Source organism: Siansivirga zeaxanthinifaciens CC-SAMT-1 (genome assembly GCF_000941055.1).
Taxonomy (GTDB): domain Bacteria; phylum Bacteroidota; class Bacteroidia; order Flavobacteriales; family Flavobacteriaceae; genus Siansivirga; species Siansivirga zeaxanthinifaciens.
Genome location: NZ_CP007202.1, coordinates 229,801 through 242,430, shown reverse-complemented (window position 1 = coordinate 242,430; position 12,630 = coordinate 229,801). Strand labels below are relative to the sequence as shown.

General features: G+C 33.8%; 21 protein-coding genes. 20 read left to right on the top strand and 1 reads right to left on the bottom strand.

The window, feature by feature from the left end:
* Positions 1-31 precede the first annotated feature (31 nt).
* Positions 32-1,690 (bottom strand): POTRA domain-containing protein, encoded by a 1,659-nt coding sequence (locus tag AW14_RS01210; protein ID WP_044637148.1) that lies wholly within the window; start codon positions 1,688-1,690, stop codon positions 32-34.
* A gap of 213 nt (positions 1,691-1,903) precedes the next feature.
* Between AW14_RS01210 and rpsL the strand changes: the two genes are divergently transcribed.
* From rpsL to rplF, 20 genes are all read left to right on the top strand, one after another.
* The gene (gene rpsL / locus AW14_RS01205) at positions 1,904-2,278 is read left to right on the top strand and encodes a 30S ribosomal protein S12 (protein ID WP_044637147.1); all 375 of its coding nucleotides are present in this window, start codon (positions 1,904-1,906) and stop codon (positions 2,276-2,278) included.
* 23 nt (positions 2,279-2,301) lie between these two features.
* Positions 2,302-2,778: a 30S ribosomal protein S7 gene (rpsG, locus tag AW14_RS01200; RefSeq protein ID WP_044637146.1), complete on the top strand. Its 477-nt coding sequence runs from the start codon at positions 2,302-2,304 to the stop codon at positions 2,776-2,778.
* 6 nt (positions 2,779-2,784) lie between these two features.
* On the top strand, positions 2,785-4,911 hold the full coding sequence (gene fusA, locus AW14_RS01195; protein WP_044637145.1) for an elongation factor G: 2,127 nt from the start codon (positions 2,785-2,787) through the stop codon (positions 4,909-4,911).
* 11 nt (positions 4,912-4,922) lie between these two features.
* Positions 4,923-5,228, top strand: coding sequence for a 30S ribosomal protein S10 (rpsJ, locus tag AW14_RS01190; protein ID WP_019386266.1), 306 nt, complete (start codon positions 4,923-4,925; stop codon positions 5,226-5,228).
* Positions 5,229-5,350: 122 nt separating this feature from the next.
* Positions 5,351-5,968, top strand: coding sequence for a 50S ribosomal protein L3 (rplC, locus tag AW14_RS01185; protein ID WP_044637144.1), 618 nt, complete (start codon positions 5,351-5,353; stop codon positions 5,966-5,968).
* On the top strand, positions 5,968-6,597 hold the full coding sequence (gene rplD / locus AW14_RS01180; RefSeq protein WP_044637143.1) for a 50S ribosomal protein L4: 630 nt from the start codon (positions 5,968-5,970) through the stop codon (positions 6,595-6,597). Before rplC ends, rplD begins: the two co-directional genes overlap by 1 nt.
* Positions 6,598-6,602: 5 nt before the next feature.
* Positions 6,603-6,893, top strand: coding sequence for a 50S ribosomal protein L23 (gene rplW / locus AW14_RS01175; protein WP_044637142.1), 291 nt, complete (start codon positions 6,603-6,605; stop codon positions 6,891-6,893).
* Between the two features lie 10 nt (positions 6,894-6,903).
* A complete protein-coding gene (gene rplB, locus AW14_RS01170; protein ID WP_044637141.1) occupies positions 6,904-7,728 on the top strand; it encodes a 50S ribosomal protein L2 in 825 nt (274 codons plus the stop codon).
* 3 nt (positions 7,729-7,731) lie between these two features.
* Complete coding sequence (gene rpsS / locus AW14_RS01165; RefSeq protein ID WP_028283873.1) at positions 7,732-8,010, top strand: 30S ribosomal protein S19; 279 nt, start codon at positions 7,732-7,734, stop codon at positions 8,008-8,010.
* Positions 8,011-8,016: 6 nt separating this feature from the next.
* Positions 8,017-8,424 (top strand): 50S ribosomal protein L22, encoded by a 408-nt coding sequence (rplV, locus tag AW14_RS01160; RefSeq protein ID WP_044637140.1) that lies wholly within the window; start codon positions 8,017-8,019, stop codon positions 8,422-8,424.
* 9 nt (positions 8,425-8,433) lie between these two features.
* Positions 8,434-9,159: a 30S ribosomal protein S3 gene (gene rpsC, locus AW14_RS01155; RefSeq protein ID WP_044637139.1), complete on the top strand. Its 726-nt coding sequence runs from the start codon at positions 8,434-8,436 to the stop codon at positions 9,157-9,159.
* A 21-nt stretch (positions 9,160-9,180) separates the two neighbouring features.
* A complete protein-coding gene (rplP, locus tag AW14_RS01150) occupies positions 9,181-9,600 on the top strand; it encodes a 50S ribosomal protein L16 (RefSeq protein ID WP_044637138.1) in 420 nt (139 codons plus the stop codon).
* Between the two features lie 13 nt (positions 9,601-9,613).
* On the top strand, positions 9,614-9,805 hold the full coding sequence (rpmC, locus tag AW14_RS01145) for a 50S ribosomal protein L29 (protein WP_044637137.1): 192 nt from the start codon (positions 9,614-9,616) through the stop codon (positions 9,803-9,805).
* Positions 9,806-9,817: 12 nt separating this feature from the next.
* Complete coding sequence (gene rpsQ, locus AW14_RS01140) at positions 9,818-10,075, top strand: 30S ribosomal protein S17 (RefSeq protein WP_044637136.1); 258 nt, start codon at positions 9,818-9,820, stop codon at positions 10,073-10,075.
* A gap of 2 nt (positions 10,076-10,077) precedes the next feature.
* A complete protein-coding gene (rplN, locus tag AW14_RS01135; RefSeq protein WP_044637135.1) occupies positions 10,078-10,446 on the top strand; it encodes a 50S ribosomal protein L14 in 369 nt (122 codons plus the stop codon).
* A 14-nt stretch (positions 10,447-10,460) separates the two neighbouring features.
* Positions 10,461-10,772, top strand: coding sequence for a 50S ribosomal protein L24 (gene rplX, locus AW14_RS01130; protein WP_044637134.1), 312 nt, complete (start codon positions 10,461-10,463; stop codon positions 10,770-10,772).
* Between the two features lie 2 nt (positions 10,773-10,774).
* Complete coding sequence (rplE, locus tag AW14_RS01125) at positions 10,775-11,326, top strand: 50S ribosomal protein L5 (protein WP_044637133.1); 552 nt, start codon at positions 10,775-10,777, stop codon at positions 11,324-11,326.
* A gap of 3 nt (positions 11,327-11,329) precedes the next feature.
* On the top strand, positions 11,330-11,599 hold the full coding sequence (gene rpsN, locus AW14_RS01120; RefSeq protein WP_044637132.1) for a 30S ribosomal protein S14: 270 nt from the start codon (positions 11,330-11,332) through the stop codon (positions 11,597-11,599).
* Positions 11,600-11,668: 69 nt separating this feature from the next.
* On the top strand, positions 11,669-12,067 hold the full coding sequence (gene rpsH, locus AW14_RS01115) for a 30S ribosomal protein S8 (protein ID WP_044637131.1): 399 nt from the start codon (positions 11,669-11,671) through the stop codon (positions 12,065-12,067).
* Between the two features lie 11 nt (positions 12,068-12,078).
* Positions 12,079-12,621, top strand: coding sequence for a 50S ribosomal protein L6 (rplF, locus tag AW14_RS01110; protein ID WP_044637130.1), 543 nt, complete (start codon positions 12,079-12,081; stop codon positions 12,619-12,621).
* The last annotated feature ends 9 nt before the right edge of the window (positions 12,622-12,630 follow it).

Genomic DNA, 12,630 nt, shown 5'->3' with positions numbered 1-12,630 from the left:
TATCAAAATCTACCAATTTCGTAATAATTGATTAAAAATAAGTGACCAAACTTATATGAATCTTAGAATTGGATAGTTTAAATTTAGAATTCTCATTTTTGCCATTTGCATAGTTAAATTTTAGTAGGCCTGCATTGGTTCGAATACCAAATCCAAATCCGTAACCATATAATTTTTCTTCTATATTGGTAAGTTTGTTCTGATAGTAGGCGAAATCTATTATGCTATGTAAATATATATTGTTATCAATTTGATAACGATATTCGGTATTTATTAAACCATACATAGAGGCAAACAAACTGTTTTCCTCAAAACCACGTATGGAATTTATTCCTCCAAAACGTATTAATTCATTTTCTAAATAGTTTTTAGAATTTAAATTATTGGCATTACCCCTTATGTAAATACTATTCTTATCGTTTAAATTGAAAATCTTAAACGCATCTATAATTAGTAATATCTGATTTTCCGATTCTTGGGAAATGGACCTTTTACCAAAGTTAGTTTCTAACAATAATTTGCTTTTTATTGGAAATAATAAATTTGAAAATTGAGGTTGAATAAATTCATATCCTACGTTTGTGTAAAAGGTTTTGTAATCTAAAATGGAGTTTGTGGTATTGGTAGATAAAAGATTGTTCGATTCGGTTAATTGTATGCCAGTATAAATTTTATGTTTTGAGTTTACTTGGTAAAAAGCTTTTACAGATTGATTAACGGTTGTAAAGGACGTGTCTCTTTTAAAAATTCTCAATAAAAAATCGATACCAATGGGCGATTTAAATAAGTAGGGAAGTGTTAGGTTGCTTTCGAAAGTTTTTTGTGCATTTTCATCGCTTTTATAAAGTAACCTGAAAGATTCTCCGTAATTTAAATTATTGTTAAGACTTAAATTTAAGTAACCGTCAAAATCTAATTTATTAGTTTGTTCATTTGTTCCAAAACCTAAAAAACCATCAAAAGTATTACTTGTATTTTTTTTTATATATAAGTATAGGGTTGTTGAATCTTTGGTAAATAAAACTTCAGGCGGCTTAATTTCATTTGCAAATCTTAAATTTCTTAGTTGTTCTGTTTTTTCTTGGATGCGTTTTAAGTCGAAAACCTGTTTTGGTTTAATCTTTAAATAATGTTTTAAAAAGCTTTTAGGAAATTTATCATAACCTTTTACTATAATATTGTCAATCGTTCTCTGGTCACTTTTCGATTCTACCACTAAAGTAGCAGATAAAGATGAAGCAGCATCTGGTTTAAAATCTGATAATTTAAGTTTTAGAAAGGGTTGTCCTTGTTCTGATAGTTTTTGATTTATTAAAACAAGTGCAGCTTCAACATTCTCGATATTTAAAGTAAAATAATTTAAATTTACTTCGCCAGACACCATTTTTAATATTTTTTCGCTAACCGTAGATGTGTTGTAATAAATATGTATGGTCTTGTATCTTCTTTTTAAAACTATTTTACAGTTAAAAGAAGAGTCGTTTGTTTTCTTAATAAATTCAACATCACTTTCAATGTATCCTATTTTTTGAAGTTTTGCGTTTAGTAAGTAAACTTCATTGTTTATAGATTCGAAATCTTTATGATTCGCATTGTAACCAACAGAATCAATCTTAGCTGTTTTTAATTCAGTTTCACCATAAACAGTAAGCTTTAAGTTTTGGGAAAACAAACCCATTGAAAAAAGCATACATATAATATGATATAAAAATGATTTTTTTTGCACAGCTAAAGAATAATTTTTGTTGTAAATCTAACGCAAAACATAGTCTTGTAATATGGCTATTGAAAATAATTTTAAATTCTATTGAAAATTAATGAATTAGGATTTGAATTTTTAATTTTAATTACTACCTTTGCAGCCCTCTTAAAAGAGGATTATTAAATTTATTATATAATTTATATGCCAACAATTCAACAATTAGTACGAATAGGAAGAGCCAAAATAACCAAGAAGAGTAAATCGGCTGCTTTAGATTCGTGTCCACAGAGACGTGGGGTTTGTACGCGTGTTTACACAACAACACCTAAAAAACCTAACTCAGCAATGCGTAAAGTTGCAAGGGTAAGGTTAACAAATGGTAATGAAGTAAATGCATACATCCCAGGTGAGGGTCACAATCTACAAGAGCACTCGATAGTATTGGTTAGAGGTGGAAGGGTAAAAGATTTACCAGGAGTTAGATATCACATCGTTCGTGGTGCCTTAGACACAGCAGGTGTTGCAGGTAGAACACAACGTAGATCTAAGTATGGTGCAAAACGCCCTAAGAAGTAATTAAAAAACTTTAAGAAGAAGACATGAGAAAAAGAGCAGCAAAAAAGAGACCGCTTTTACCAGATCCGCGTTTTAACGATCAGTTAGTAACTCGTTTCGTTAATATGATGATGTGGGATGGTAAGAAGTCTGTGGCTTTTAAAGTATTCTATGATGCAATTGATATCGTAGAATCAAAAAAGACTGACGAAGAAAAAACTGCATTAGAAACATGGAAAGATGCTTTATCTAACGTTATGCCTCACGTAGAAGTACGTAGTCGTCGTGTTGGAGGTGCTACATTCCAAATCCCAATGCAAATTCGTCCAGATCGTAAAGTTTCTACAGCTATGAAATGGCTTATTAGCTATTCTCGTAAAAGAAACGAAAAATCTATGGCGTTACGTTTAGCATCTGAAATTTTAGCAGCAGCTAAAGAAGAAGGCGCAGCGGTTAAGAAAAGAGTTGATACTCACAAAATGGCAGAAGCTAATAAAGCATTCTCTCACTTTAGATTTTAATAAGAAATGGCAAGAGATTTAAAATATACAAGAAATATTGGTATTGCTGCTCACATTGATGCTGGTAAAACAACAACAACAGAGCGTATACTATATTATACAGGAGTTTCTCATAAAATTGGTGAGGTGCATGATGGTGCTGCAACCATGGACTGGATGGAGCAAGAACAAGAGCGTGGTATCACTATCACATCTGCTGCTACAACATGTACTTGGCAGTTTCCTTTAGAAAACGCACAACCAACTTCAGAAACTAAAGGATATCATTTTAATATTATCGATACTCCTGGTCACGTTGACTTTACCGTAGAGGTAAACCGTTCTTTACGTGTATTAGATGGTTTAGTATTCTTATTTAGTGCAGTTGATGGTGTTGAGCCACAATCTGAAACTAACTGGAGACTTGCAGATAACTACAAAGTACCACGTATTGGATTTGTTAACAAGATGGACCGTCAAGGTGCTAACTTCTTAGCAGTATGTCAGCAAGTAAAAGACATGTTAAAATCGAATGCAGTGCCAATCGTATTAAACATTGGTGATGAAATAGATTTTAAAGGTATTGTAGATTTAGTAAAAAATAGAGCTATCATTTGGCACGATGAAACTCAAGGGGCAACTTTTGATGAAATCGAAATTCCAGATGATATGAAGGAAGAAGCTCGTAAATACCGTGCTATGTTAATTGAAGAGGTAGCTACGTATGACGAGAACTTACTAGAGAAATTCATGGAAGATGAAGACTCTATTACAGAAGAAGAAGTGCACGCTGCACTTAGAGCTGCTGTAATGGATATGGCTATCATACCAATGATTTGTGGTTCTTCATTTAAGAATAAAGGTGTGCAGTTTTTATTAGATGCTGTATGTCGTTATTTACCTTCTCCATTAGATAGAGATAATATTGTAGGAATCAATCCAGATACCGAAAAAGAAGAAACTCGTAAGCCAGATGTAAATGCACCATTCGCTGCATTAGCATTTAAAATTGCTACCGATCCTTTCGTAGGTCGTTTAGCTTTCTTTAGAGCATATTCAGGTCGTTTAGATGCAGGTTCATACATTTTAAATAACCGTTCAGGTAAAAAAGAACGTATATCACGTATTTATCAAATGCACTCTAATAAACAAAATGCTATCGATTTTATTGAAGCAGGAGATATTGGAGCAGCGGTAGGTTTTAAAGATATCAAGACTGGTGATACTATGTCTGATGAAAAACATCCTATCGTTTTAGAGTCTATGAACTTCCCTGATCCCGTTATTGGTATCGCGGTTGAGCCTAAGACTAAAGCAGACGTTGATAAATTAGGTATGGCTTTATCTAAATTAGCTGAAGAAGATCCAACCTTTACAGTAAGAACTGACGAAGCTTCAGGACAGACTATTATTTCTGGAATGGGTGAGCTTCACTTAGATATTATCGTAGACCGTTTACGTCGCGAATTTAAAGTAGAAGTTAATCAAGGAGCTCCACAAGTTGAGTACAAAGAAGCTATTACTCGTAAAGCTGAACACAGAGAAGTTTACAAAAAACAATCTGGTGGTCGTGGTAAATTCGCAGATATCGTATTTACTTTAGAACCAGCTGAAGAAGGTAAAGTAGGTTTAGAATTTGTTTCTGAAATTAAAGGTGGTAACGTTCCTAAAGAATTTATACCAGCTATTGAAAAAGGATTCAAAATGGCTATGGTTAACGGTCCATTAGCAGGTTACGAAGTTGATGCTATGAAAGTAACATTAACAGATGGATCTTACCACGATGTGGATTCGGATCAATTATCATTCGAATTAGCTGCTAAATTAGGATTTAAAGCTGCTGCTAAAGCTGCTAAAGCTGTAATAATGGAGCCAATCATGAAACTTGAGGTTATTACTCCTGAAGAAAACATGGGTGACATTGTTGGAGATTTAAACAGAAGAAGAGGTCAAGTAAGTGACATGGGTGATAGAGCTGGTGCAAAAACTGTAAAAGCTACTGTGCCATTATCTGAAATGTTTGGTTATGTAACAACATTAAGAACATTATCTTCAGGACGTGCAACATCAACTATGGAATTTTCACATTATGCTGAGACTCCTTCAAACATATCTGAAGAAGTTATTAAAGCGGCTAAAGGCGTTGAAGCTTAAAATCTAAGAAAATGAGTCAAAAAATCAGAATAAAATTAAAATCATACGATCACAATTTGGTAGATAAATCTGCCGATAAGATTGTTAAAACAGTAAAAAGTACTGGAGCTGTAGTAACAGGACCAATTCCATTACCTACAAACAAGAAAATATTTACTGTATTACGTTCACCTCACGTAAATAAGAAGTCTAGAGAACAATTTCAATTAAGCTCTTATAAGAGATTATTAGATATTTATTCTTCATCTTCTAAAACAATTGATGCTTTAATGAAACTTGAATTGCCAAGTGGTGTTGAAGTAGAGATTAAAGTTTAAGTAATCGTAAACATGTCCTTAACGACGGTTAGGGAAAAACGGAAAAATACAATTCAAGGCTGAGATGTATTTTCAGCCTTGAGTTTTAAATAAAGAATAGTAACAATTAATAATTAATAAATATGTCTGGGTTAATAGGAAAAAAAATCGGTATGACCAGCATTTTCGATGAAAATGGAAAAAACATTCCATGTACAGTAATTGAAGCTGGGCCATGTATCGTTACCCAAGTCAGAACTGAAGAAGTTGATGGTTATAATGCCGTTCAACTTGGTTTCGATGACGCGACAGAAAAAAGTGCTACTAAAGCTGACATAGGTCACGCTAAAAAAGCAGGAACTTCTGTAAAACGCAAAATCGTAGAATTCAAAGGTTTTGGTGAGGAGTACAAATTAGGTGATGCTATCACAGTAGAACATTTCATCGAAGGTGAATTTGTTGATATCTCTGGTACATCAAAAGGTAAAGGATTTCAAGGTGTTGTAAAACGTCATGGTTTTGGTGGTGTAGGTCAAGCGACTCACGGTCAACATAACCGTTTAAGAGCACCAGGATCTATTGGAGCTGCGTCTTATCCTGCAAGAGTATTCAAAGGCATGAAAATGGCTGGAAGAATGGGTGGTGACTCAGTAAAAGTTGAAAATTTAAGAGTTTTAAAAGTAGTAGCAGATAAAAATCTACTAGTTGTTAAAGGTTGCGTACCTGGACATAAAAATTCTTATGTAATTATTAGAAAATAATGAAAGTAGCAGTTTTAGATATAAACGGAAAAGATACAGGAAGACAGGTTGACCTATCTCAAGATGTATTTGCTATTGAGCCTAATAATCATGCAGTATACTTGGATGTTAAACAATATTTAGCAAACCAAAGACAAGGAACTCACAAATCGAAAGAAAGAGCTGAGATTTCTGGAAGTACTCGTAAGATTAAAAAACAAAAAGGAACTGGTACAGCTAGAGCTGGTAGTATCAAGTCTGGTGTTTTTAAAGGTGGTGGACGTATGTTTGGTCCTAGACCAAGAAATTATAGCTTCAAGCTTAACAAGAATGTTAAACGTTTAGCTCGTAAATCAGCCTTAAGTATTAAAGCGGGAGAACAATCAATTACAGTTTTAGAAGATTTCAACTTTGAGACTCCAAAAACTAAGAATTTTACCGCTGTGCTAAAAGCCTTAAACTTAGAGAATAAAAAATCTTTATTTGTGTTGGGTGGGTCAAATAATAATGTATATTTGTCATCGCGCAATTTAAAAGGCTCAGAAGTTATAACTTCTTCAGAATTAAGTACTTACAAAATACTTAATGCGGGACAAGTAGTTCTTTTAGAAGGTGCTTTAGAAGGAATTGAATCAAATTTAAGTAAATAGAAACAATGAGTATCTTAATTAAACCTATAATCACAGAAAAAGCGACAGCAAATAGCGAGTTAAATAACTGCTATACATTCGCAGTGAAAACTAAGGCGAACAAGGTAGAAATTAAAAAAGCGGTTGAAGCTGCTTATGGTGTTTCTGTTGAAAAAGTTCGTACTATAAATGTCCGTCCAGATAGAAGAACCCGTTTTACAAAAACAGGTATTCAACATGGTAAAACAAATGCTGTTAAAAAAGCAATTGTACAACTGGCGGAAGGTGAAATGATTGATTTATACAGTAACATGTAATTAGACAAAAATGTCAGTAAGAAAATTAAAACCAATCACACCAGGACAGCGATTTAGAGTAGTAAATGGATTTGACGCCATTACTACTGATAAGCCGGAGAAAAGTTTATTAGCTCCGAATAAAAAGTCTGGTGGTAGAAACAGTCAAGGAAAAATGACCATGCGCTACATAGGTGGTGGTCATAAAAAGAAGTATCGTATTATCGATTTCAAAAGAGACAAAGCGGGAATCCCAGCTGAAGTTAAATCTATTGAATACGATCCAAACAGAACCGCTTTTATTGCTTTATTGAATTATCAAGATGGTGAGAAAAGATATATCATTGCTCAAAATGGTTTACAAGTAGGTCAAACTGTTGTTTCAGGAGATAATGTAGCTCCAGAAATAGGTAATGCAATGCCACTAAGTCAAATTCCTTTAGGAACTATTATTTCTTGTGTAGAGTTACGTCCAGGTCAAGGTGCTGTTATGGCTCGTAGTGCTGGTGCTTTTGCTCAGTTAATGGCAAGAGATGGTAAGTTTGCAACAATTAAATTACCTTCAGGTGAAACTAGATTAATTTTAGTTAATTGTTTAGCGACTGTAGGAGTTGTTTCTAATTCAGATCATCAGTTATTAGTATCTGGTAAAGCAGGTAGAACAAGATGGTTAGGTAGAAGACCACGTACTAGACCGGTAGTAATGAATCCAGTAGATCACCCAATGGGTGGTGGTGAAGGTAAATCTTCAGGTGGACACCCTCGTTCTAGAAACGGTATTCCTGCTAAAGGATATAGAACTCGTTCTAAAAAGAATGCAAGTAATAAATATATTGTAGAACGTAGAAAGAAATAAGACATGGCAAGATCATTAAAAAAAGGACCTTACGTTCATTATAAATTAGAGAAAAAAGTAGCTGATAATGTTGAGGCTAACAAAAAAACAGTAATCAAAACTTGGTCAAGAGCAAGTATGATTACTCCAGATTTTGTTGGACAAACCATAGCAGTACACAATGGCCGTCAATTTGTACCAGTATATGTAACAGAAAACATGGTAGGTCATAAATTAGGAGAATTTTCACCAACACGTTCATTCCGTGGACATGCAGGTGCTAAAAACAAAGGTAAAAAGTAGTAAGCTATGGGAAGTCGTAAAAAACAAATGGCAGCCGCTATTAAGGAAGGAAAAAAGCAAGTTGCTTTTGCTAAACTTAATAACTGTCCTACATCACCAAGAAAAATGCGTTTAGTAGCCGATTTAGTAAGAGGTGAAAAAGTAGAGAAAGCACTTAATATCTTAAAATTCAACCAGAAAGAAGCTTCTGGTCGTTTAGAGAAATTGTTATTGTCTGCAATTGCAAACTGGCAATCTAAAAACGAAGAGGCTAGCATTGAAGATGCTGAATTGGTTGTAAAAGAAATTAGAGTAGATGGCGGATCAATGTTAAAAAGATTACGTCCAGCACCACAAGGTCGTGCACACAGAATAAGAAAACGTTCTAACCACGTAACAATCGTTGTTGGAGCTAATAATAACACACAAAGCTAGGATAGAAGTATGGGACAAAAAACAAATCCAATCGGAAATCGCTTAGGTATTATCAGAGGATGGGAATCTAACTGGTACGGAGGTAATGATTATGGAGATAAGCTTGCCGAAGACGATAAGATTAGAAAATACGTACATGTACGTTTATCTAAAGCTAGTGTAAGTAGAGTAATTATTGAGCGTACGCTTAAACTTGTAACCGTTACTATCACAACGGCTCGTCCAGGTATCATTATTGGTAAAGGCGGTCAAGAGGTAGACAAGTTAAAAGAAGAGCTTAAAAAAATTACTGGAAAAGAAGTTCAGATTAACATCTTTGAAATTAAAAGACCTGAACTTGATGCATTTTTAGTAGGATCTAGTATTGCTCGTCAAATTGAAAACAGAATTTCATACAGACGTGCAATTAAGATGGCTATCGCTGCTACAATGCGTATGAATGCTGAAGGAATTAAAGTTCAAATTAGTGGACGTTTAAATGGTGCTGAAATGGCACGTTCTGAACACTACAAAGAAGGACGTATTCCTTTATCAACCTTCAGAGCCGATATTGATTATGCTTTAGTTGAAGCACACACTACTTATGGTAGATTAGGTGTAAAAGTATGGATCATGAAAGGTGAAGTATATGGTAAAAGAGAACTTTCTCCGCTTGTTGGTTTAGCCAAAAAGCAAGGAAAAGGTAATGCCGGAAGTCGCGGTGGAAATAATTCCAAACCTCGTCGTAGAAAGTAATTTTTTATAAAGTAAAGAAAAATGTTACAGCCTAAAAGAACAAAATTTCGTAAGCAACAAAAAGGACGTATGAAAGGTCTCTCTCAAAGAGGACATCAACTTTCAAACGGTACTTTTGGTATAAAATCGTTAGACTCGAATTTTTTAACATCACGTCAAATTGAAGCAGCTCGTATTGCCGCTACACGTTACATGAAAAGAGAAGGGCAACTTTGGATTAAAATATTTCCAGACAAGCCAATTACAAAAAAGCCTCTTGAAGTACGTATGGGTAAAGGTAAAGGTGCCGTTGAGTATTGGGTAGCTGTTATTAAACCAGGTAGAGTGTTATTTGAAATAGGAGGAGTATCTCTAGATATCGCTAAAGAAGCGTTACGTTTAGCAGCTCAAAAATTACCTGTTCAAACTAAGTTTATAATTGCTCGCGATTACGAAGCATAATTTATTTGATATTATGAAACAATCAGAAATTAAAGAATTATCAGTAGCCGAGTTACAAGAGAAACTAGGTGAAGTTAAAAAGAGTTATTCAGACCTAAAATTAGCTCATGCAATATCTCCTTTAGAAAATCCAATTCAATTACGTACAATAAGACGTACCGTAGCAAGAATTGCGACAGAATTAACTAAAAGAGAATTACAATAATTCTGCTAAAAGATGGAAACAAGAAATTTAAGAAAAGAACGTATAGGAGTTGTTACAAGTAACAAAATGCAGAAGTCAATTGTGGTTTCTGAAGTTAAAAAAGTAAAACACCCTATGTATGGTAAGTTCGTGTTAAAAACAAAAAAATATGTTGCACACGACGAAACAAACGATTGTAACATTGGAGATACTGTAAGAATCATGGAAACAAGACCTTTAAGTAAATCTAAATGTTGGAGATTAGTTGAAATCATAGAAAGAGCTAAATAATTATGGTACAGCAAGAATCAAGATTAAAAGTAGCAGACAACACTGGAGCAAAAGAAGTATTAACAATACGTGTTCTAGGTGGTACTAAAAGAAGATACGCATCAGTAGGAGACAAAATTGTTGTTTCTGTAAAAGACGCTACACCAAACGGAAACGTTAAAAAAGGTGCAGTTTCAACAGCTGTTGTTGTTCGTACTGTAAAAGAAGTAAGAAGACCAGATGGATCTTATATTAGATTCGATGATAATGCTTGTGTGCTTTTAAATCCTGCGGGAGAAATGAGAGGTACACGTGTATTTGGTCCTGTTGCTAGAGAGCTTCGTGATAAACAATTCATGAAAATTGTATCATTAGCACCTGAAGTGCTTTAATACATTAAATTAAGATGACAAAGCTTAAAATAAAAACTGGAGATACTGTTAGAGTAATTGCTGGAGATCATAAAGGATCTGAAGGTAAAGTACAAAAAGTATTGATAGATAAGAACAAAGCGATTGTTGAGGGTATTAACATGGTTAAGAAACATACTAAACCAAGTGCACAAAACCCTCAAGGTGGAATCGTAGAGAAAGAAGCACCAATTCACATTTCTAACTTATCATTGTTAACCTCTAAAGGAGAAACAACAAGAGTAGGTTACAAAATGGAAGGTGATAAGAAAGTGAGATTTTCAACAAAATCTAATGAAGTAATATAGTTATGGCATATTCACCGAGACTAAAAGAAGAGTATAAAAGCAAAGTAATTGCTGCTCTTACAGAAGAATTTGGATATAAAAATGTAATGCAAGTTCCTAAACTACAAAAGATAGTAATATCTAAAGGTGTAGGAGCTGCTGTTGCAGACAAAAAGTTAATCGACTATGCAGTTGAAGAATTAACTACTATATCTGGACAAAAAGCTATAGCAACTATATCTAAAAAAGACGTTGCATCTTTCAAATTACGTAAAGGTATGCCAATTGGAGCAAAAGTAACTTTACGCGGAGAAAGAATGTATGAATTTTTAGATCGTTTAGTAACTTCAGCTTTACCACGAGTTAGAGATTTTAGCGGTATTAAAGCTTCAGGTTTTGATGGAAGAGGTAATTACAATTTAGGTATTACTGAACAAATCATTTTCCCTGAGATAAATATCGATAAAGTTAACAAAATCTCAGGAATGGATATTACATTTGTAACTTCTGCCGAAACAGATAAAGAAGCAAAATCATTATTAACCGAATTAGGATTACCTTTTCAAAAGAACTAAGTTATGGCTAAAGAATCAATGAAAGCCCGCGAGGTAAAAAGAGCTAAAACAGTAGCTAAATATGCTGAAAAACGTAAAGCTTTAAAAGAAGCTGGAGATTATGAAGCATTACAAAAGTTACCAAAAAATGCTTCTCCAATTCGTCAACATAATAGATGTAAATTAACAGGAAGACCTAGAGGTTACATGAGAACATTTGGTATCTCACGTGTTACTTTTAGAGAAATGGCTAACCAAGGCCTTATTCCTGGTGTAAGAAAAGCAAGTTGGTAATATTATTTTAATAATCAGATTTAAGGTTCAACAAAAAGTTGAAAACCAAAGTCACAAAATCAATTCATTATGTACACAGATCCAATAGCGGATTATTTGACAAGAATTAGAAATGCAGTGCGTGCTAACCACAGAGTGGTTGAGATCCCAGCATCTAATCTTAAAAAAGACATCACAAAAATATTATTCGAACAAGGATATATTTTAAGTTACAAGTTTGATGATTCTACAGTACAAGGAACTATTAAAATAGCTCTTAAGTACAACAAAGAAACAAAAGAGCCTGTAATTAAAAAGATTGAAAGAATAAGTAAACCAGGTTTACGTAAGTATGCAAGTTCTAAAGAACTACCTAGAATTCTTAATGGTCTTGGTATTGCTATCGTTTCTACTTCTCATGGAGTAATGACGGGCAAACAAGCCAAAAGAGATAACGTAGGTGGAGAAGTTTTATGTTACGTTTACTAAAAAGATAAGAAATGTCAAGAATAGGTAATAACCCAGTAGTAATTCCACAAGGCGTTACAGTTGATATAAAAGACGGAGTAGTTACAGTAAAAGGAAAATTAGGAGAATTATCTCAAAATTTTGATTCTGTAGATATTAAAGTTGAAGATGGAAATGTGATGGTAACACGTTCTTCAGATACTAAAGATCAAAAAGCTAAACATGGTTTATATAGATCATTAATGCGTAACATGATTGAAGGTGTATCTAAAGGATGGACTAAACAATTAGAGTTGGTAGGTGTTGGATATAGAGCAAGTAACCAAGGTCAAAAACTTGAGTTAGCTTTAGGTTTCTCTCACGCAATAGTTTTAGAATTAGCTCCAGAAGTTAATGTTGAAACTGTTTCAGAGAAAGGTAAAAATCCAATTATAAAACTAACTTCTCATGATAAACAACTTGTAGGTCAAGTAGCTGCAAAGATACGTGGTTTTAGAAGACCAGAGCCTTACAAAGGAAAAGGTATCAAGTTTGTTGGTGAAGTTTTAAGAAGAAAAGCAGGTAAATCAGCTTAATAATTTAGT